We start from the raw sequence: 20,190 nt of genomic DNA, 5'->3' as shown, positions 1-20,190 counted from the left end.
ACTGGCGCACACCAATCGAGATCTTCCTGCTTAATTTACGTCATTAAATTCGTTCAAGTTATTTCTTGCAATCTGCCAAATTAAAAACCATGATGCCTTGCTTAAGGCATCATGGTTTTATTAGTTATTAGTCCATAAAGCCAATATGCGTTTCACTGCCTTGGTTAGCTACTTTTTTCATGAAGCCAGGCAAGGCATGACTAATCTGGTGCGGCAAGACGATGTACTGGTTTTCGGCAATCTGATCAGCCACGGCACTGTGCGCATAAATGGCGGCCAAAACAGCATTTAATCCGGCATCCTTAAATTCAGCCGTGAATGCACCAACCATTCCGGCCAAAGTATCGCCCATGCCACCAACGGCTTGGGCTGCTGAGCCGATTGGCAGCTTAAAGACTTGATCGCCACGATAGATCTCGGTATGATGCTTTTTCAATACCACGGTTGCATCCAGTGCTTGGACGGCTTTTTGATTGGCTGCAACGGTCTGATCAGCAATCTTGATTCCTGAAAGCCGCTGCCATTCCATTTGATGAGGCGTGTAGACGACGTTGATGTCACAGGCTGGCTGCTTGAGATGCTCGCGAGCCATCAAGGTAATTGCCGAACCGTCAATTACCAGTGTCTGACCATCGTGCACGTACTCAAAGACGTTTTTTAGAATATGCAGACTTTGGGCATTGTCACCCAGTCCTGGGCCAACGACTACCGTGTCTGCTGCTACGATCAGGTCGCCAACCAGCTGATCGTCATTAAAATCGGCAAACATAGCTTCTGGCAGCTGAGCATGCAGGGCTGCCGAGTTGACTGGATCGGTAGCAGCCGTAACCAGACCAGTCCCGCCATAGACTGCTGCCGTCGCGGCCATGATGATGGCACCGCCAAAGTTTTCATTGCCGCCAACCAGCACGACCTTGCCAAAAGTTCCCTTAAAGCTTTCCTGTGGGCGGGCTTTAATGACTTTTTGCAGAATTGACTCATCCAAGTTTTGCATGTTTGATAACTCCTTTTATTTAATCCAATAAAATCCACTGACGATTGATCCGTAAATCAACTCCAAATAATGTTATCATTAAATCTAGGAATTTGACTAACATTGGAGGTTTTTTTATGACTGATTGGTTAAAAGCCGCACAATCTCAAAAAGAAGAATATCTTAACGATTTGACTACGCTGATCAAGATTCCCAGCGTGCGCAATGATGATGAAGCCACACCGGAATATCCGCTTGGCCCAGCTCCAGCCCAAGCATTGAAAGCTTTCTTGGAAATGGCTGAGCAGGATGGCTTCCGCGTTAAAAACATCGATAACGTGGCCGGTTTTGCCGAATGGGGTGAAGGTGATCAGACCCTGGCTATTTTGGCTCACTTGGACGTTATGCCGGCAGGAAAAGGCTGGGAGACCGATCCATTTGACCCCGTGATTAAAGATGGCAATTTATATGGTCGGGGCGTTTCTGATGACAAGGGACCAGGAATGGCTGCCTACTATGCACTGAAGTATTTAAAGGATCATGGGGCCGTCTTTAAGCAAAAGGTGCGCTTTATCGTTGGTACCGATGAAGAAAATGACTGGACGGGGATGAAGCGCTACTTTGAAGTTGAACCGGCTCCAACCTATGGCTTCTCACCCGATGCCGAATTCCCATTGATCAATGGTGAAAAAGGGCAGGTGTCCTTGCTGTTGGACATTGATGGCGGCAATGATGGCGAGGTGATCTTAAAGCGCTTTGACTCTGGGCTGCGTTTTAACATGGTACCACGTGATGCCGAAGCCACGATTGAAGCAGCGGATAACGAAGCCGTAGCGACTGCATTTACCGATTTTTTGGATGAAAATCCGATTACCGGAAGTATGGAAACCGATTCTGAAGGGATTAAGCTGATCGTAGTCGGCAAGGCAGCCCACGGTATGGAACCAGAAAAAGGCATCAATGCCGGTACCTATTTGGCGACGTTCTTAAAGCAGCTTGATATTCGTGGTCATGCTGGTGACTTTATCGATTTTGCCGCCAGCTACCTGCATCTGGATACGCGCGTCAATAACTTCAACGCGGCGTTTGCAACGGATAAGATGGGTGAAATGACGATGAATGCTGGGATCTTGAAGTTTGATCAGCACGATGGCGGCCACATTGACATGAACTTCCGCTATCCGGAAGGCATCACGGCTGATGAGATCCTCAATCGCATTAAGCCGGTTGCCCAAGATCATAATTTTGCCATCAGTCGTAATCAAGGCGAGGTGCCACACTATGTTGATGCCGATGATCCAATCGTTACTACGCTTTTGAAGGCTTACATCGACCAGACTGGCGATCAGACGGCTCAAGCAGAGGTTGTTGGTGGGGGAACCTATGGCCGCTTAATGAGCCGCGGGGTTGCATTTGGAGCTTTAATGCCAGACACGCCAAATACGATGCATCAGCCAAATGAGTTCCAGCCCGTTGATGATCTGATCAAATCAATGGCCATTTATATGCAGGCAATTCATGACTTAGTAGTTGAATAAGGAAAACATATTGTTCAAGAAACCGTTTTCGTGGTAAAATAATAGCAAGGAAAACCAATGTAGATTTTCTTAATTAAGGTTGTTTTATGGAGGTGGCAATAATGAGTGAATACAAGAACTTGTTAGTTGGTGTCGATGGCTCCGAACAATCCAAGATGGCAGTTCAAAAAGCGATTGACATTGCTAAGCGCAATAACGCTAAGCTGCATCTGTTAAGCATCGTCAACGGTGAACGCTATCCAAACACGAGCACGGTTGGCTATGGCTTCATTGATCGTGACATCTACAAGAAAGCTACGGACGAAATGACCAAGGAGCTTGCCGAGATGAAGAAGAAGGCAGAGGCTGCTGGGGTCACAGATGTCGTTACCGATGTCAAGATCAGCAATGCCAAGCTGGAACTGACGGAAGGTTATGCTAAGGAACATGACGTTGACCTGATTTTGGTTGGGGCAACGGGTCTGAACATGATTGGTCGGATGATTGTCGGCTCCACGGCAGCTTATGTAATTCGTCAAGCCAACTGTGACGTCATGGTTGTCAAGACCGATGAAAACAACAAGAAGCTCAACGTTAAGATGGAAAGCTACCCAGAAATCTAGTAGCAAACCAATTAAGGCTGAACTTTTCTAAACAGAGGTTGGGAATTAACCCAACCTCTTTATTGTTTTCTGGATAATAATGTCTCAGCGCAGTAGCTGGCTGGCAGTTCAAATGCTGATAAATCAGCATTTGACCAACCTAGCCATCCTTGCGGAGGTTCGAAGACAAACTCCGAAAATCGGTCGCAAGCTGATTTTCGAAGTTTTTTCCCACTCTCTTTTTTAATGCAGCGGTTGAGAAAATCTGGCTGAAATTATGATATCCTTAGCCGAGGTAATGTTATATAATTGGCACTGCACAAGGTTAAGGGTAAGGGAGTGGAGTACATGAACTCGCGCACGAAAATGTCTTTGGGCATTATCGCAACGCTTCTGGTCATCATAATTGGAGTGATGACCTGGCATCAAAGAACTCATTTTAACAAGAATACAACCATCAATGGGGTAGCCGTTGGCGGAATGACTGCTCAGCAGGCTTATGATAAGGTTGCTAAGACCAAATTGACCAATGAGGTAACGCTGGATGGCAAGGTGATCTATCAAGGCGAGTCCAGCAGTGCCGGCTTTACTAAAAACGATTTGAGCAAGTTTGAAAAAGCACTTAAAAAGCAAGCAACGTTCTTTCCTTCCAGCAAGGCCAAAAACGTCAAGGTGGTGCCAAGCCATGTTGATAGCACTCGGCTTGCGGCCATGCGTGCGGCTTTAAAGGCCAATATCGAAAAAGAAAATGCTGGTCGCAAGGCACCGGTTGATGCCAAGGCCGTTTTGGCAAATAGCAAGGTAACGATTAAGCCGGCCCGAAAAGGCAATCGCTATGATACGGAAGCATTGCTAAAAGACTTTGACCAAAATTCGGCCAACGTCAAAATCGTCTTGCACAAACAGTATCAACAGCCGCTGGCAGCCAATAGCAAGACCGTTAAGCAAGAAGCCGTTAAGCTAAAGGCTTTGTTAAATCAAAAGCTGACCTACCAGGTAGAAAACAAGACCTATACGCTGACGACCAATGATATTATTACCAAAGCCACGTATCTGAATCATCAATATCAATTTGATACGACAGCGCTAAACAAGCTGGTCAAAAAGGTCAATCAGAATCAGTCAACGCTGGATAAGAGCTTTACGTTTACCACGCATAGCGGCAAACAAATCAAAACGGCTACGGGCGGATCATATGGCTGGCGGCTCAGCGATACCAAGGCAGCTGCCACGCTGACCAAGGCCTTGATCAACCACCAGACCAGCGTTAATGCCAAAAGCGACGTCTATGGGGTTGGCTATAACACTGGTGGCATTGGCTATGGTACGACCAGCAATCACGGGATCGGCAATACCTATGCTGAGGTTTCGATTTCAGATCAACACGTCTGGTTCTACAAAGACGGTAAATGCGTTTTTGATGCCAGCGTGGTTACCGGTAAGCACAGCAGCGGTGATGATACGCCTAAAGGAGTCTGGTACATCATGTACAAGCAGCGCAATACCACCTTGCGCGGGACCAGTGACAATGGCTCAGCTTATGCCTCACCGGTCAGCTACTGGGCACCGTTTACCGACAGTGGCTGTGGCTTCCATGATGCCAGTTGGCGAACGGACTGGTCGAGTACGGCTTATCTCAACAACGGCTCCAATGGCTGCGTCAATATGCACCCAAGCGATGCCGGCACGGCCTACGATGCATTGAGTCAATATGAACCGGTTATCGTTTACTAGATAAAAAAGGCTGGGAATTAACTCAACCTCCTAACTATTTTATGGATAATAACGCCTCAGCACAGTAGCTGGCTGGCAGTTCAAACGCTGATAAATCAGCATTTGACCGACCTAGCCAGCCTTGCGGAGGTTAGAAGATAAACTCCGGAAATCGGTCGCAAGCTGATTTTCGGAGTTTTTTCTCACTCTCTTTTTTAATGCCAACGATCGTTTTTTGACGTAAAGAATATCAGAGGGAATAGAAAGGATGATTTCAATGTTCAAAAAACGATTCTGGCTAACGAGTATGGTAACGATGATCTGGTTGGTGCAGCTGATGAGCCCAGTCTTGGCAGCTCCGATTCCAACCTTAAATCAAATTGATCCCGGTAGTCAAAGCGGGGCTAAGAAAGCATCAAGTCAAGACTATTCAATTGATGCTAAGCAATCGAATACCGACGTTTCCAAATCAATGATGGAGCAGTATCAAGTCGCCTACCACCAGGGCTTGATGGATGCACTGGAAAACAGACCCCAACAAGAGCCTGATCAAGAACTGCAGCAAGCAGCATATCGTCAGGGCTTTTTGGATGGTATTAAGCTAAGAAGCGAACGAGCGGCTTGGCAGACAAAAATGCGTGAAGCCCAAAAGGCACGTGAGGCACAGACTGATCAGAATTCAACTGCTCAGATTGCAGATAAAAACAATCAGCATTTTGTCGATCCCGGCACTGATCAAAAAGATGATCAAAATACCAGTGATCAGTCAATTTCAAATGATCAGGTGTCTGCCAATCAGCCAATACCGACAAAATCAGCTGAGGCAGCAGACAATGATCAGGCCGATCCGATTCTTTGTCCAACCAAGAATCAAGCACGCTTTATTGCTCAGCTGGGACCGCTTGCCCAAAAAATCGGTCAAGAGCATGATCTGTATGCCTCGGTACTGATTGCTCAAGCAGCACTGGAAAGCAACTGGGGGACCAGTGAGTTAAGCCGGATTCATCATAATCTCTTTGGTATCAAAGGTACCTGGCATGGACGCGGTGTTTCGATGACTACTCAGGAATGCTTTAATGGCCACCCAAGCATCGTGGCTGGTATCTTTAAGAGCTACATGGATGAAAAAGCATCGTTAAACGATTATGTAGCCGTCTTGGACCAGCCGATGTATGCTGGGGTTCATCGAAAAAATGCCGGTAATTATCGAATTGCCACCAGTTTTTTAAAGGGACGCTACGCCACGGATCCCATGTATGATCAAAAACTGAATCAAATCATCGCTGGCTATCGGCTGACGCAGTTTGACCGGCCAATTATCCCAAACGATCGATCATCTGCTGGCAAAAGCGAGATTGTTTCGCATCATCGCCGACCACATTCAGCAAGTACGCTGGTTGAATCAACGATGCCCCACTCTGCGCATCGAGGATCTAAAAAAGTCAATCATCATACCTGGCTGCCAGTTGCCGGTGGAATCGGCAGTGTTGGCGTCTTGGAGGTTTTACGGCGTCTATATGGATAAAAAAACATCGCTCAAGTCGGCTGACTCAAGCGATACCTTCAATAATTAGTAATTTTATGTTGCTGACTGGATTAACGGATTTTCTTTAAGCGCTCATCGATCATGTTTAAAACCGTGGTAACGTTTTGGGGGTCTTCCAGGTTGTACTTATCCAGATCAATCTTCATCTTGGGGCTGGCATCATATTCTTGATACCAATCCTTATAGGCGTTCCACATCTTGTAGTAATAGTCTTTTAATTCAGGGTTGTCATCGATCTGCTCATAGTCGCGACCCCGCTTTTTGATGCGGTAGAGAATGGTCTCAAAAGAAGTTTCTGAATAGACCATCAAATCAGGCGCTTTTTTAGGCAGCTTGTTCAAATCACTCATCATGTTGTCAAGCAGCTTTAGGTAAACGTCCAGTTCCGTATCAGAGATGTTGCCTTCTGCGTTGTTTTCCTTGGTAAACAGCGCGTCTTCATAGATTGAACGGTCCAAGACATTGTTGTCATCGCTGAGTGCCTGTTTGATCATGGAAAACCGCTTGTTTAAAAAGTAGATCTGCAACAGGAAGCCGTACTGTTTAGGATCCTTGTAGTAAAGCGGCAAGACCGGATTTTCGCCCACCGGTTCAAAAAAGGCTTTTGTATTTAAGTGGTCAGCAATCTTGGCCGTAAGCGTCGTTTTGCCGACTCCAATCATCCCAGCTGTAATAATCACCATGTCGACTCCTCTTTATTTAAAAATTCAACTTGACCATCTTACTACAAAATATAGTGTCTGCCCATAAAATAAATCAATATTTTGTGGCCAACAACCAACTAAAGGTAAGCAAAATTGCGTCAGTTGGGCAATTGAGTGCGTCAAAAAAATTTGCCGTTTGCCAATTAAACAGGCAGAATAATAACAGTAAGTTTAGAAGGGACGAATAAGATGATTGAGCATATGGATGAGTCACGGATCAGAGAACAGCTAACGATCAGCCAGCAACAGGGAACCTTGGTCGAGGTTTATAATTTTGATGATGACGATACCTTTAACGTTGGGTTTGTGATTGCCATGGACCCACTGTTTGTTTTAATGATGACCTTGGATTGGGACTGCAAGATCAACGGCTTGACGCTGATTCGTATCAAAAGCATCCATGCGGTAAGGAGCCAGACCGATTATTTGACGACCTGCTCATATAAAAGCAAGGTTGCTCAAGAGTATGGCTATTTTGATGTTTTTGGCCTGCAGCGTTTTTTGCGTGAGCACGACTTTCGCCATGTCAATTTATTGGACACGCTTTTAAAAGACTCAATCAAACATGAATTGCCAGTCGTGATCGGGACCAACAAATACAAAGGACGCGATGATTTTGAAGGAATGGTGCATGATCTGACTCATATTGGCTTGACGCTGCACTATTATAATGAGCATGATCTTTCTTCGCTTTGGACCTATGACATTTTACTGGCTCAAATTGACTATCTACGTGTGCGCGGTTTTCAGGCGATGCAGACCAAAGCAATTATGGATGGTATTTTTCACCAAAATTAAAAAAACTATGCTTTTGTTTCAATATTTTAACTAGCAGAGAGTAAATATGTGGTAAACTGATTCGTAAATAGGTTTACTAGTAAAACAAAAGGAAAGCACACACTATGAAACACAAAGTTACTATCCGCGATCTGGCAAAGGCTGCTGGCGTTTCAGTCACAACGGTATCGCAAATCCTGAATGGCAAAGGGCAGCGCTTCAGTCAAGCTACGCAGCAGCGAGTCTTAAGGCTGCGCGATCAGATGAACTATGTACCCGACTTCAATGCGCGCAACTTGATCATGCGTTCTTCCAAAACGATTGGCGTGTTAGTACCCAACATCGGCAATCCATTTTTCAGCACTTTTATTCGTGGCGTGCAGGAAGCCGCCCGTGAAGCTGAATTTATGCCCTTGATCTTTAGTGCCAGCCATGAAGAAAAATTAGAGCGCTACTATCTAGGCCGGCTGATCGAACGTGCTGTTGATGGCTTGATCATTGCCAGTTCTTCGATTACGACCGATACGATTGAGCAGCTCTTAAAGCCTAATGACATTCCATATCTGTTGTTTGACCAAAACGAGGCCAATGGCGGGGACCGACTTTTGATCGATGACTATCAGGGTGGGTACTTGGCTGCTGAGCATCTGGCTGGTCTGGGGCACCAGCATGTAGTCAGCATCATGCCGGAAAATATGACCGACAACCTGCATCATCGTCTGCGCGGCTTGATTGACGGCCTTCGCAAGAATCACGTTGACTTTGATGAGCAAAGCGACGTCGTCTATGGCGAGTTGACCAAGCACGGCGGCTACTCTTGCACGCAAGGCGTTTTAGATAAGCAGCCGACTGCGGTTTTTGCGGCTAACGATGAAATGGCAATTGGACTTTACCGGGGACTGGCTGAAAATGGCGTCAGCGTTCCAAACGACATCTCTGTGGTAGGTTTTGACGATATTGATCTGGCTGAGTACGTAACGCCAAAATTGACTACGATTCAGCAGCCGATTCGCGAAATTGGTGAACAAGCCACCAAGATGCTGTTCAATCGAATTCAAAATCCAGACACCGCCATTCAGACTTCCTACTTTGGCGTTAAACTGGTTGTCAGAGACAGTACCAAGCACGTATAGACTTGTTTGCAGCTCAGTTGATATGATAAAATAGAGTAGTTGATAAATACTGATTTAATCATATGTAAAAGCATTTACTAGTTTGCTGATTGCATCAAAACGTAAAGGGGACTTTAAAATGACAAATAAAGTTACGGTCGTGGGCAGTCTGAACGTTGATACTACGCTGCGGATCAAGCGAATGCCATTGCCTGGCGAAACGCTGTCATCCGAAAGCAAGAGCAGTGCGGCTGGCGGCAAAGGTGCCAACCAGGCAGTTGCGGCAGCTCGTGCCGGTGCCGAGACCAAGTTTGTTGGCCGGGTTGGTAATGATCAAGCCGGTCAGTTCATGATTGACTCATTAAGCGACAATCATATCGATACGCGCTACATTACCAAGGATGAAAAGGCCGGGACTGGTTCAGCTACGATTCTGCTGGACGACAATGGTCAAAACAGTATCCTGGTATACGGTGGTGCCAATCAATGCGTTTCACCAGCTGATGTTGACAATGCCAAGGCAGCAATCGAAAATGCTGATTTTGTAATTGCTCAGTTTGAAACACCACAAGAAACCACCTTGGAAGCCTTTAAGCTGGCCAAGCAAAAAGGCGTCAAGACGATTTTGAACCCTGCTCCGGCAGCCAAGATTGATCCTGAGATTTTAAAGGTTACCGACCTAATTATTCCAAACGAAACCGAATGTGCTACGCTGACCAATGTCATCATTGCCGATGAGACCTCAATGCTGGAAGCCGCTGGTCACTTTGCACAAATGGGCGTCAAGAACCTGATTATCACGATCGGCAGTAAAGGGGCCTTCTACTGCACCCAAAATGGCTATGACTTTGTACCGGCCTTTAAGGTGCATGCAGTCGACACCACGGCAGCCGGTGATACGTTTATCGGTGCCTTGAGCTCTCAATTAAAGCCCGATATGAGCAACATCAAAGAAGCATTGACCTTTGCTCAGCGGGCCAGCTCGATTACGGTTCAGCGGATGGGGGCTTTGCCATCAATCCCTACGCTGGCTGAAATTGAAGCTGCCAGTCAAAACTAAGTATGTTTTTGGTCATTATTCATTATGGCTGAAAACGAAAAGCGAGATCAATGTCTGTCTGACTTGGTCTCGTTTTTTTTGAAAAACGATATGAAAGAAGGACTCCAAAATGACGGTTTACAATGTAAATCTGGGGATCGGTTGGGCCAGCAGCGGTGTTGAGTATGCTCAGGCTTACCGATCCAAGGTGTTTTCTCGCATGCAGATTCCAGCCAGGTTTATTTTTTCCGATCTAATCTTAGCTGATAACATTGAAGAATTGACGCACAATTTGGGATTCAAAGACCAAGATATAATCTGGCTTTATAACTTTTTTACTGATGTTAAAATTGCCCCAACAACTTATACGCTGGATGAGTTCAAGCACGCACAGCACTTTGAAAAACGCAATGTTAAATCCAGTGTCCAAAGCTTTGCGGATGGCAAGCAGGTAGTTCACTACTGGCTGCCTGATGAGAATCTCAAAATTAATGTGCGGATCTATAATCTAAAAACGCAAGCAATTGATTATGCCGAATATGTGGTCGACTCGCAGATGGTGCGGCGTGAATTTTACTCATACATAAGATACGTTACCGAATACCTCAGTGCTGGCAATCATGTCTATGCCCGTGATTTTTACAATGAAGACGGCTCAATTGCCTATCATCAATTCATTAATGGCAACGAAGAGATTTTTGAATTAAAGGATCAGATTTTTTATTCCAAAACCGAGCTTTATGCTGAGATGATCCGGCGACTGCATTTAACGAAAACCGATCTGGTTATCTTGGATCGTGAGGATGGCAAAGGGCTGGTCAGCGGCCAGTTATGGTATCAGATGCATGTTCCAGCCAAACTGGGCGTCGTGGTGCATGCCGAGCATTATGATAAGCACTATACCAACCAAGATAATATCTTGTGGAACAACTACTATGAATACCAGTTCACGCATGCCGATCAGACGGATTGTTTTATCGTCTCAACGCCGGCACAAAAGCAGGTTTTAAAAACGCAGCTGGCTAGTTATCAGCATCAAGCGCCTAAAGTAGTAGCCATTCCGGTTGGCAGCCTGTCAAAACTGATGATGATGCCGTATGCCAAACGGCAGCGGCATTCGTTGATCACGGCCTCGCGACTGGCCAGTGAAAAACATGTTGACTGGCTGGTCAAGGCAGTTGCCGAGGCCAAAAAATCAATTCCAGACATTACCTTAGATATTTATGGTCAAGGGGTGCAGCAAAAAAAACTGCAGGAACTGATTGATTCGCTAAAAGCCCAAGATTGTATCAAACTCAAGGGACAGCAAGATCTGGCAACGATCTATCAGCACTATGCCGGCTATATTGCAGCCTCAACCAGTGAAGGCTTTGGGCTGAGCTTGATGGAAGCCGTGGGATCTGGATTGCCGATGATTGGTTTTGACGTTCCATATGGCAATCAAACGTTTATTGAACCGGATCAAAATGGCTATCGACTGCCCTATCAGTCAGACTGGCCTGAAGAGCGCAAAGTGCACGAACTTGCGGATGCGATCGTCAAATTATTCAGTGATGACCAAAAGGCGGCCAGCTTTAGTCAAAAATCGTATGAACTGGCCAAGCCGTATCTAGACGAAAAAATTGCACAAAAATGGCAGGCCCTGGTAAATGAGGTGACAAAATGATCAATCTGTTTGATAAATGGGATCAGGCTGCGCGCAATTTTAAGCTGGCACAACTGATCGCGCAGCTAAATATTCCGACGGTCGTGATTGATGATGATGGCTTTTTGCCACGTGAGATTCAATCACCGATGCAGTATTACTGTTCGCATACCAATGATGGAAAGCCCCTGTATTTTGATCAGATTCCGGTACCGCGGTTTTGGCGCATCGTCGGCAACAGCAATGGCGCTCAGATTTATGATTTGAACCATAAGCGTGCTGACGTTATCTTTACCAAAAAAGACAACACCAGGCTGGTTAAACAGGTCCGCTGGCAAAACGAGGCTGGTCAATTGCAATGGGTTGATGAGTATGATCAATATGGTCATCTGTTTGCCAAGACCAGCTGGAGCGACAATCAAGCGCGCCTTAAGCAATACTTTGACGAAAAAGGCCGGGTCGTGATTGAGTCGCATTTGGACAATGGCAGCATTTTTTTAAATACTGGCGAAGAATCGCGTTATTTCAAGACTTTGCCCGATTTTGTCAGTGATTATCTGCAAAAAAGCGGTTTAAATCTGGAGCAGATTTTTTATAATACATTAAGCACCAGTTTTTTTACTACGCTAAAGCTGCCACAATCAGGTCATGATACGTTGTTTTGGCATGAGCCGATTAAAGGCGAGCTGCCAGGCAATCTGAATTATATTTACAAAAATCAAACGCGGACACGCCATGTCGTGGTCCAAGACTATCGTGTCTGGCGAGCCAATCAGCAGCTTTTTAAGACCAATGAACGCGTTGATACTCGTTATCTGGGTATCGTTTATCCGCATCCACGGGGGAATTCGCTGCGACCAAAAATCCTGATCATGACCAACTCTGATCAGATCATGAACTTGGAAAACCTGGTCAAAATCTTGCCACAGTTTGAATTTCATATTGCGGCATTGACTGAGATGTCAGATCGCTTGATGGGGATGCAGAAATACGATAACGTACACTTATATCCGATCATCGGGATGGATAAGGCACGCCGGCTGATCAAAAAATGCGACGTCTATCTAGACATCAATCAAGGTGATGAGATCTTGGATGCCGTACGTGCGGCGTTTGAAAACAACATGCTGATTCTGGGCTTTAATGAGACGTTGCATGAGCCACGATTGGTTGCTGATGAAAATCGCTATCCGGCAGCTGAATATGACAAGCTGGCGATTAAGATCGTGCAGGCGGTCGCTCAGGCCGAGGAAATGCAGCGCTTGATTGATACACAGCGACAAGAAGCCAGCGATGAGCCGGTGGAACGTTTTAAATCCGGTCTTGAATCACTGGTAAAAGACTGATTGATCAATAAGAAAATGGAAGTGACAGAATGCAGACCGAAAGACGACCTAGTTTTACCAAAGCGCTGCTGATCTTTTCAGCGTTTTGTATCTTGATCTTGATGCCACCAGAAGCTGCGCGCAATATCACTGAGCATCCTAAGCTGACGATTCTTTGGGTGATTTTGTATCTGGGCTTTTTTGTCCTGATTATTGCCTTGGGAAAAAAACTGTATCAGCGCTATGACCATTTTCCACATCGGATACAAGGCTTTTTTGCCAAGGCCAAGACGATTTTAGGCGGCTATCTGGCCATCGTAGCAGGTGAGATCGTATTAGGGAGTCTGAATCGCTTGATCTATCATCAAGTACAGACGGCCAATAATCAGGCAATTATTGATTCAATGAACGGCAATCCAATTATTATCGGCCTGGTGTGCTTTTCCGCCGTCTGTCTGACACCATTTGCCGAAGAATTGATCTTTCGTGGTCTGTTTATGAATTTGTTTTTTGACGGGCGCGCATTTTGGCTGCCGATTATTCTCTCGGGGCTGATTTTTACGCTGGTGCATGCCAGCAGCAACATTATCAGCTATCTGATCTATTTTTATATGGGTTGCGTTTTGGCTTATGTCTATCGTTCAACCGGCAACCTGAGCAATTCAATCGGGGTTCATTTGATTAACAATCTGGTCTCGATTATGCTCATCTTACCGGCAGTAATCAAATAGGTCGTTGAAAATAAAAATTTTCGGAATTATCTTGCAACCGCTTACAGAATGTGTTATATTATAGACGTGGAAGGATAAGAGATATATCCAGCGAAGCGCGTGATGCGGTTTCGACTGGAGCTGGAGGCTGAAGTCATCGAGTAGGCTTAGAAGCAGCATAAGCGTAACCAGAAGCATCGGATTGTAATTGTGTGGTTACCAGCGTGCGCCAGTACTAAATAAAATAATGCAGCTTTGCGGAAGATTGAATCAAAAATGTGTTTAAGTTAAGTATGAAAATTATATGCTTGGCGCAAAGTAGCAGATTCCTTCCCAAAGTGGCTCGTCTCAATTATGAGGCGGGCCTTTTTGGTCGCCTTGAATTATTTTCTATATACAGTTATTCAACGTGATTGATGTGCTAAAAAATAATCGTGCTTTTTAAAAAGAACCTTGAAAATAATTATGAAAACAAGTAGACTAGCCTTTGCTGTGCTTTTAAGGATACCAAGAGGGAAAAGGAGAGAAGTAATGACCAAGTATCGCTTGCAATCGCTGTTGTTCGTCTTTGTTGCCTTTATGCTGGGCTGTAATGAGTATATGATCGTCGGAGTCTTACCTGATATTGCCAAAGAGTATCATGCCTCGCTTTCATCGTTGGGATATACCGTGACCTTGTTTGCTTTGATCTATGCTATCTCAACGCCAATTGTAACGACTCTGGCAAGCCGCTTTAATCGTTACCATGTTTTGCTGGTCTTGATGCTGATCTTTTTTGTCGGCAATACCTGGACGGCGTTGGCAACAGGCTTTTGGTCATTGATGGCTTCGCGAGTGCTTACGGCGACAGTCGCCGGAGCCATCATCTCGTTGGTACTGGTGATGGCCAATTACGTTGCGCCGCGCGATAAAAGGGCGAGTCTGGTATCATGGGTCTTTGCCGGGTTCAGTATTGCCTCGATCATCGGGGTCCCAATTGGTACGACAATCAGTACGACGTTTTCATGGCACGACAGTTTTTGGATGATTACCTGGCTGACGATTTTAACTTTTATCATGCTGGTTTGGCTGGCCCCCCGCGATACGCCTCAAGTACGCGGCAGCTTTAGCTCGCAGTTTAGCCTGTTCAAAGATGTTCGTGTCTTAATGGGGGTTACGTTTATCGTCTTGGTATGTGCGGCTGATTATACGTTTTACACCTATGTCCGGCCTTTGTTTACCAATCTGATGGACTTTAGCGATACCTGGCTCAACTGGCTTTTGTTTGGGATGGGAATCTTCTTCATGTTTGGCAATAAGTTTGGGGGCTATCTCGCAGATCACCGTGGCATTCAGTCACTGCCCAAGATCTATGCCTTAATGACGCTTTGTCTGGCTGGTCTGGCTTCAAGCTTTCAGTATCGTTGGCTGGGAGTAGCGTTGATTGCCGCACTCTGTGTGATGGTAGCCTGCTATGGCTCATCAACGCAATTGATGTTTTTGGATATTGCCGAAAAAGAATATCCACAGTCGTTAGATTTGGCATCATCTTTAAATTCGATTTTTGCCAACATCGGTATTTCTTTGGGCTCATTTACGGCAGCCGAAACGGTTCACTTCCTGTCACTTAGCAGTGTTGGCTATGTCGGGGCGATTTATGGCCTGCTGACGGTACTGGTGATTGGAGCATTGAGCCGGCGCTATCATAATGCATATCCATATTGATTAATGAGGTTGGGAATTAACTCAACCTCTTAACTACGTATGGATAATAATGCCTCAGCGCAGTAGCTGACTGGCAGTTCAAACGCTGATAAATCAGCATTTGACCGACCTAGCCATCCTTGCGGGAGGTTCGAAGACAAACTCCGAAAAGCGGTCGCAAGCTGATTTTCGGAGTTTTTTCTCACTCTCTTTATTTTTCAATCAATTATAAAATTAAAATTCTCACATTTATTTTTAATTTTATAATTGACATCTAATCTCGAGCGTGATAAATTAAGAACATCGAAAAAAGAGGAGGCAGAAAAAATGATGTTTGCTGAAAAAACCAGTCAATTGTCCAACATTATTATTATTCGCATTATTATCTAGGTGATGCGGGCATTTTGGCGTGTTCGCATCACCGCCCTCGATGATGCGAACGGTTCAGCAAATGGTTTATCTGCCAGCAGCTGACTGTTCATGAAACAGTCGGCTGTTTTTTGTTTAGGGGTGATTTTTATGGAAAGCGACATTAGTGGCATTAGCGACATTAAGAAAATAAATAGTAAGGATACGATTAAAATAATAGGAGGATGGCTATGGAAAATGCGACAGAACGAATGACGATGAATGATGAAAAAATGGAACGCGATCCGGTGAAGACGGTAATCTTGGCGTCAATGATGGGGACAGCTATTGAATTTTTTGATTTTTATGCCTACGGAACGGCTTCGGCAGCCTATTTTCCTAAGGTATTTTTCCCTCAGATGACGCCACTGTTAGCTACGCTGCTGAGCCTTTTGACGTTTGGGGTCGCCTTTGTTGCACGGCCGGTTGGCTCATTTGTTTTTGGCCATTTTGGTGATCGCCTGGGTCGGAAAAAGACACTGGTCGTATCGCTTTTGGTAATGGGGGTTGCCACGGTGGCGATCGGTTTCATTCCCGGCTACCAAAGCATCGGGGTTAGCGGCGCGCTGCTGCTTTGTCTCTGCCGTTTCGTTCAAGGAATCGGTCTGGGCGGTGAATGGTCCGGGGCTGTTTTGGTCGCAACGGAAAATGCCCCAGCCGACAAGCGGGCGCTTTATGGAGCCTTTCCTGAAGTCGGGGCACCAATCGGCTTTTTCATCTGCAATGGCTTGTTCTACTTCTTGGAAAAAATGCTGACCCCAGCCCAGATGATGAGCTTTGGCTGGCGGGTGCCTTTCTGGGCCTCATCCGTTTTGGTCGTAATCGGTCTCTACGTTCGGCACCGTCTGCAGGAAACGCCGCTGTTTAAGCTGGCTCAGGAACGCGACAATACAACGCGCTCGCCTTTAAAGGAAGTCTTTAAGGAAAACTGGCGTGAGATCTTGAAAGGCACCTTTTTGATGGGCGCTACCTATGCAATGTTCTTTACGCTAACGACGTGGTCACTTTCCTTTGCTACGACAGCATTAGGCTTTAGTCATTCTGAATTCTTGCTGCTGTTGATGGCGGCGATCGTTGAGTTTGCCGTATTGATCATGACCACTTCAGTCTTGGCTGATAAAGTTGGACGCAAGAAGGTTTTGATGACGGCCTCGGTTGCCTTGGTTGTGTTCTCATTGGTCTTCCCATACTTCTTGGAGGGTCAGCACAATATGGTCGGCATGCTGCTGTTCTTAGGCCTGGGATTTGTGGTAATGGGGACGCTGTATGGTCCAGTCGGTGCGGTCTTGCCAGAGTTGTTCCCGACTAAGGTTCGCTATTCCGGTGCCGGGATCACCTATAACCTGGCCGCAGTTGTTGGGGCAGCCGTTGCGCCAACCATCACAACTTGGCTGATCGCTACGTTTGGCTTGCACTATGCCGGGATGTACATGTTTGTCTTGGCAGTGGTTTCGGTGGTTGCCTGGGCACTGACGCCAGAAACCAAGAATGTTGACTACACGAAATAAAGCTTTAGTGAAGTGAAAAGGCATCGCCAAAAATGACGGTGTCTTTTTTTATGTTAAGATTAAAAAGATCAATTAAAGCAATTAAGGAAGAGTCTCATGAACAATTGGCAGACGTTTTATTCAGCAGCTCAACAAGCGGAGATTCAATCAAAGCATCAGCGCGGAATTGGTTTTCCGGCTGAACTTTATCAACGGGCGCTCAAAACTGGCAAATTTATTCCTCACTACCAGCGCATCAAGGCTTGTCAACAGGCACAGCTGCCGCTTTTGACTGAAGATATTCAGAATCTGACGGCAGTGATCAATCATCAGCCCCTTGCCAGCCCAGCTACTGGTTCAGCAAAGCGGCGTCAGCGAACCAAGCACAGAACAAGACAGCCTGTGGCTATCAACGCTAAGGCTGCTGCTAAGACTGGCGTTAAAAAACAGCTGCAAAGTATGCTGAAGCGTTACGACAGTCTGGTTGCCAGCGCGGAGGAAATCGGCGTAATGCAATTTGAAAAGCACCGCCGCTATCGAAATCGTGCTTTTGAGATTCTTAATAATCCGGACGCAACGGCGGCAGCCATGCATCGCCAGGTAAACTATCTGGAAGGGCAGATTCAGCGCTTAGAAGAACGCATGCAGCAGCGAATGTTTTAGCCGCAGCGGAGAAGCTTCAGTCGTTCACTAAAAACGAATCCAATTAAAAAGGGCATGCTACCGCTTTTAAAGCGGAGCATGCCTTTTAGTCAGTAAAAATAGGCCAATAAATGAGTTAACGTGCCGCATTCATAAAGAAGATAGCCGCCAAGGCCAAGATAAATCAATGCGCTGATTTGATTGCCATGCTTTTCTAAAATGCCGGCTATTACAGGAAGATGAGTCAAAACCAATGCAAAGAAAAATACAATGATCAGCATTAATGCAAAGGTCAGCAGCGTAGCATAGACTGCTTTGGGAGTAGTCATGGCGGCAAAAAGCGGCGTATAGATGCCGAGATTATCGGCACTGCACGATGTAACCGTGAGTAAGGCGACGTAACTGCTTAGCTTGAAGCCGGTTAAGCCAGTTTGAATGTCTTGATCGTCGTCATCATTGGAAAAGAGTAATCGGCAGCCAAAATATAGTGGAATGATGCCTAAAAGGCCCAGTATCCATTCTGACGGGATGGTATGCAGGATTAGTCCCAAGATTAAAGAACAGCTTACCAGAATGATAACGCCGATTACATTGCCAAATAGAATATAGCGGTATTTTCGGGGCGCCTTGCTTTGCGCAAAAAAGGCCACTAAGAAGCCAAGATAGTCCAGATTTGTCGAAAGATAGGCAGTTACGGCCGAGATGATTGTATTGAACATAAAAAACTTCCTTGTCGATTAATTAAGGTCGGTTGATTTAACCATGTGGCAAGTCTGATGATTGTCAACGGTTGGCCAATGTTGATAATGATAAACGAGTTGACAATTGTAGTCAATTTGGTTTCGCCAAGCTTAAATTTATTGATTGGATGATTTCTGATCTAAAGATGTCAAAGGACGTAAGCTGGCGAATGGCCGCGGCATCCATCCTATTGATTCTTCAATGGCAGCAATGTCGATGAAGAGCGAAAGATTTATGACTCGGCCGATCAAGGTTAAGAATGTAATTGAGCTGAGAGAAAAATTGCACTTGAACAATAATTGCATTGGCGTTAAAGTGTAGAGAATCTCTTACAAAAAGGAAGTTGAAAGCATGATTCATAACTTTACCATCGACCACCAATTGAATCACCGTACGATTCGCAAGTTTAAAGACCAGCCGCTGACTGATGAGCAGCTGACAACGCTGTTTGAAGTTGCTCGTCAGACCGCCAGCAGTGAGTTTTTACAGCAGATGACGATTATTCGAGTAACCGATCCGCAAAAACGGGCCGTGATTCGCGCGGTCAGCACCCAGCCATATGTTGGAGCGGCAGGCGAATTGCTGATGTTTATCACTGATCTGCACCGTAATGAGCTGATCCGGCACCATCAGGGAAATTTTGACGATCGTCGTATTGAAAAAACCGAGATGTTTCTGCAGGCCTATGAAGATACCGTACTAGCCGTGCAAAACGTTTTGATCGCCGCAGAAAGCATGGGGCTGGGCGGCGTGATTCTAGGGTCGATTCAAAATGAGCCCGCTAAGATTATTAATACGCTGCACCTGCCTAAGCATACCTTCCCAACGCTGGGCCTGCAGCTTGGGGTACCGGATCAAGAACCACAGCTGAAGCCTAGACTGCCATTGAATAAGATCGTTTTTGAAAATGAGTATCAAGATATTGATCCAGCCAGTCTTAAGGATTATGACCAAATTGTAAATACCTATTATGATCTGCGCGATACCAGTCGCCGTATTGACACGTTTACCGATCAGGTCAATGGCGCTAAGTTGAATGGCACGCCACAGGTTCGCGATCAGATTGCTCAAGCACTGCATGATCAAAAACTGTGTCTGGACCTATAAGTTATTCCGCATCGTTGAAAATAGCGGGGGAATTCGCTATGATCAAACTATAAGGGGGCGGTCAGATGCCTAAATGGTTTGAAAAGACAATGCGGATCATAGTATTGGGAATCTTTGTGTTTGGTATCATCTGGTTTGGCTACCTGATTTTAGTGAAGGTCAGTGGTCAATGACCAACATGAGTAAAAAAGCGACCGACAGGAATGCCGATCGCTTTTTTACTTTTTTCGGATTTCTTTGGCAAAATGAGCCTGCTGATATGGCGGGTAGGCATGTTGACAGCTGAGAATCTCAGTGTTGACTATTGGAAAATATGATTGGATGGTACGGACATGATAATCAAGAAAATAAAAAAACAGTCGCGTGTCAACGACTGTTTGAACAATGCCCCAGACAGGATTCGAACCTGTACATGGTCACCCATACAACGACCTGAACGTTGCGCGTCTGCCAGTTCCG

The 20,190-nt window shown here is 45.6% G+C and carries 17 protein-coding genes; 14 read left to right on the top strand and 3 right to left on the bottom strand.

The window, feature by feature from the left end; translation table 11 throughout:
• Positions 1-127: 127 nt before the first annotated feature.
• Positions 128-994: an NAD(P)H-hydrate dehydratase gene (locus tag HF864_RS08530; RefSeq protein ID WP_169462559.1), complete on the bottom strand. Its 867-nt coding sequence runs from the start codon at positions 992-994 to the stop codon at positions 128-130.
• 116 nt (positions 995-1,110) lie between these two features.
• On the opposite strand from HF864_RS08530, the gene pepV reads away from it, so the two are divergent.
• From pepV to HF864_RS08510, 4 genes are all read left to right on the top strand, one after another.
• Positions 1,111-2,511, top strand: a complete 1,401-nt coding sequence (gene pepV, locus HF864_RS08525; protein WP_169462558.1) for a dipeptidase PepV — start codon at positions 1,111-1,113, stop codon at positions 2,509-2,511.
• Positions 2,512-2,612: 101 nt separating this feature from the next.
• On the top strand, positions 2,613-3,113 hold the full coding sequence (locus tag HF864_RS08520) for a universal stress protein (protein WP_240936906.1): 501 nt from the start codon (positions 2,613-2,615) through the stop codon (positions 3,111-3,113).
• Between the two features lie 327 nt (positions 3,114-3,440).
• Positions 3,441-4,826, top strand: a complete 1,386-nt coding sequence (locus tag HF864_RS08515; RefSeq protein ID WP_169462556.1) for a L,D-transpeptidase family protein — start codon at positions 3,441-3,443, stop codon at positions 4,824-4,826.
• Between the two features lie 256 nt (positions 4,827-5,082).
• The gene (locus tag HF864_RS08510) at positions 5,083-6,330 is read left to right on the top strand and encodes a glycoside hydrolase family 73 protein (RefSeq protein WP_169462555.1); all 1,248 of its coding nucleotides are present in this window, start codon (positions 5,083-5,085) and stop codon (positions 6,328-6,330) included.
• A gap of 71 nt (positions 6,331-6,401) precedes the next feature.
• Here HF864_RS08510 and HF864_RS08505 read toward each other — a convergent pair whose 3' ends face one another.
• On the bottom strand, positions 6,402-7,034 hold the full coding sequence (locus HF864_RS08505) for a deoxynucleoside kinase (RefSeq protein WP_169462554.1): 633 nt from the start codon (positions 7,032-7,034) through the stop codon (positions 6,402-6,404).
• A gap of 210 nt (positions 7,035-7,244) precedes the next feature.
• On the opposite strand from HF864_RS08505, the gene HF864_RS08500 reads away from it, so the two are divergent.
• The 9 genes from HF864_RS08500 to HF864_RS08460 all read left to right on the top strand — a co-directional run bounded on the left by HF864_RS08500 (position 7,245) and on the right by HF864_RS08460 (position 17,904).
• Positions 7,245-7,853, top strand: coding sequence for a hypothetical protein (locus HF864_RS08500; protein WP_169462553.1), 609 nt, complete (start codon positions 7,245-7,247; stop codon positions 7,851-7,853).
• Between the two features lie 104 nt (positions 7,854-7,957).
• The gene (locus tag HF864_RS08495) at positions 7,958-8,965 is read left to right on the top strand and encodes a LacI family DNA-binding transcriptional regulator (RefSeq protein WP_169462552.1); all 1,008 of its coding nucleotides are present in this window, start codon (positions 7,958-7,960) and stop codon (positions 8,963-8,965) included.
• Between the two features lie 118 nt (positions 8,966-9,083).
• Positions 9,084-10,004 (top strand): ribokinase, encoded by a 921-nt coding sequence (rbsK, locus tag HF864_RS08490; RefSeq protein ID WP_169462551.1) that lies wholly within the window; start codon positions 9,084-9,086, stop codon positions 10,002-10,004.
• A gap of 109 nt (positions 10,005-10,113) precedes the next feature.
• The gene (gene gtfA / locus HF864_RS08485; RefSeq protein WP_169462550.1) at positions 10,114-11,649 is read left to right on the top strand and encodes an accessory Sec system glycosyltransferase GtfA; all 1,536 of its coding nucleotides are present in this window, start codon (positions 10,114-10,116) and stop codon (positions 11,647-11,649) included.
• Entirely contained in the window at positions 11,646-12,974 is a 1,329-nt protein-coding gene (gtfB, locus tag HF864_RS08480) for an accessory Sec system glycosylation chaperone GtfB (RefSeq protein WP_169462549.1), read from the top strand. Before gtfA ends, gtfB begins: the two co-directional genes overlap by 4 nt.
• 29 nt (positions 12,975-13,003) lie before the next feature.
• A complete protein-coding gene (locus tag HF864_RS08475; protein ID WP_169462548.1) occupies positions 13,004-13,684 on the top strand; it encodes a type II CAAX endopeptidase family protein in 681 nt (226 codons plus the stop codon).
• Positions 13,685-14,194: 510 nt separating this feature from the next.
• Positions 14,195-15,367, top strand: a complete 1,173-nt coding sequence (locus tag HF864_RS08470; protein WP_169462547.1) for an MFS transporter — start codon at positions 14,195-14,197, stop codon at positions 15,365-15,367.
• A 578-nt stretch (positions 15,368-15,945) separates the two neighbouring features.
• Positions 15,946-17,262: an MFS transporter gene (locus HF864_RS08465; RefSeq protein ID WP_169462546.1), complete on the top strand. Its 1,317-nt coding sequence runs from the start codon at positions 15,946-15,948 to the stop codon at positions 17,260-17,262.
• 96 nt (positions 17,263-17,358) lie between these two features.
• Entirely contained in the window at positions 17,359-17,904 is a 546-nt protein-coding gene (locus HF864_RS08460) for a hypothetical protein (RefSeq protein ID WP_169462545.1), read from the top strand.
• A gap of 89 nt (positions 17,905-17,993) precedes the next feature.
• On the opposite strand, the gene HF864_RS08455 is transcribed toward HF864_RS08460, so the two are convergent.
• On the bottom strand, positions 17,994-18,602 hold the full coding sequence (locus HF864_RS08455) for a cadmium resistance transporter (RefSeq protein WP_169462544.1): 609 nt from the start codon (positions 18,600-18,602) through the stop codon (positions 17,994-17,996).
• 373 nt (positions 18,603-18,975) lie between these two features.
• On the opposite strand from HF864_RS08455, the gene HF864_RS08450 reads away from it, so the two are divergent.
• On the top strand, positions 18,976-19,731 hold the full coding sequence (locus HF864_RS08450) for an NADPH-dependent oxidoreductase (RefSeq protein WP_169462543.1): 756 nt from the start codon (positions 18,976-18,978) through the stop codon (positions 19,729-19,731).
• Positions 19,732-20,190: the final 459 nt, after the last annotated feature.

The organism is Lactobacillus sp. MRS-253-APC-2B, assembly GCF_012843675.1.
GTDB classification, from domain to species: Bacteria; Bacillota; Bacilli; order Lactobacillales; family Lactobacillaceae; genus Limosilactobacillus; species Limosilactobacillus pulli.
Note: the sequence above shows the minus strand (reverse complement) of the source record. Positions and strands in the feature narration are given on the sequence as shown.

What these genes read in the sequence shown, in the direction of transcription:
- HF864_RS08470 (WP_169462547.1), top strand. Translation starts at nt 14,195, where the DNA reads ATGACCAAGTATCGCTTGCAATCGCTGTTGTTCGTCTTTGTTGCCTTT.
- HF864_RS08510 (WP_169462555.1), top strand. Translation starts at nt 5,083, where the DNA reads ATGTTCAAAAAACGATTCTGGCTAACGAGTATGGTAACGATGATCTGG.
- HF864_RS08455 (WP_169462544.1), bottom strand. Translation starts at nt 18,602, where the DNA reads ATGTTCAATACAATCATCTCGGCCGTAACTGCCTATCTTTCGACAAAT.
- HF864_RS08495 (WP_169462552.1), top strand. Translation starts at nt 7,958, where the DNA reads ATGAAACACAAAGTTACTATCCGCGATCTGGCAAAGGCTGCTGGCGTT.
- gtfB (WP_169462549.1), top strand. Translation starts at nt 11,646, where the DNA reads ATGATCAATCTGTTTGATAAATGGGATCAGGCTGCGCGCAATTTTAAG.
- HF864_RS08505 (WP_169462554.1), bottom strand. Translation starts at nt 7,034, where the DNA reads ATGGTGATTATTACAGCTGGGATGATTGGAGTCGGCAAAACGACGCTT.
- HF864_RS08515 (WP_169462556.1), top strand. Translation starts at nt 3,441, where the DNA reads ATGAACTCGCGCACGAAAATGTCTTTGGGCATTATCGCAACGCTTCTG.
- gtfA (WP_169462550.1), top strand. Translation starts at nt 10,114, where the DNA reads ATGACGGTTTACAATGTAAATCTGGGGATCGGTTGGGCCAGCAGCGGT.
- HF864_RS08450 (WP_169462543.1), top strand. Translation starts at nt 18,976, where the DNA reads ATGATTCATAACTTTACCATCGACCACCAATTGAATCACCGTACGATT.
- HF864_RS08465 (WP_169462546.1), top strand. Translation starts at nt 15,946, where the DNA reads ATGGAAAATGCGACAGAACGAATGACGATGAATGATGAAAAAATGGAA.
- HF864_RS08530 (WP_169462559.1), bottom strand. Translation starts at nt 994, where the DNA reads ATGCAAAACTTGGATGAGTCAATTCTGCAAAAAGTCATTAAAGCCCGC.
- rbsK (WP_169462551.1), top strand. Translation starts at nt 9,084, where the DNA reads ATGACAAATAAAGTTACGGTCGTGGGCAGTCTGAACGTTGATACTACG.
- pepV (WP_169462558.1), top strand. Translation starts at nt 1,111, where the DNA reads ATGACTGATTGGTTAAAAGCCGCACAATCTCAAAAAGAAGAATATCTT.
- HF864_RS08520 (WP_240936906.1), top strand. Translation starts at nt 2,613, where the DNA reads ATGAGTGAATACAAGAACTTGTTAGTTGGTGTCGATGGCTCCGAACAA.
- HF864_RS08460 (WP_169462545.1), top strand. Translation starts at nt 17,359, where the DNA reads ATGAACAATTGGCAGACGTTTTATTCAGCAGCTCAACAAGCGGAGATT.
- HF864_RS08475 (WP_169462548.1), top strand. Translation starts at nt 13,004, where the DNA reads ATGCAGACCGAAAGACGACCTAGTTTTACCAAAGCGCTGCTGATCTTT.
- HF864_RS08500 (WP_169462553.1), top strand. Translation starts at nt 7,245, where the DNA reads ATGATTGAGCATATGGATGAGTCACGGATCAGAGAACAGCTAACGATC.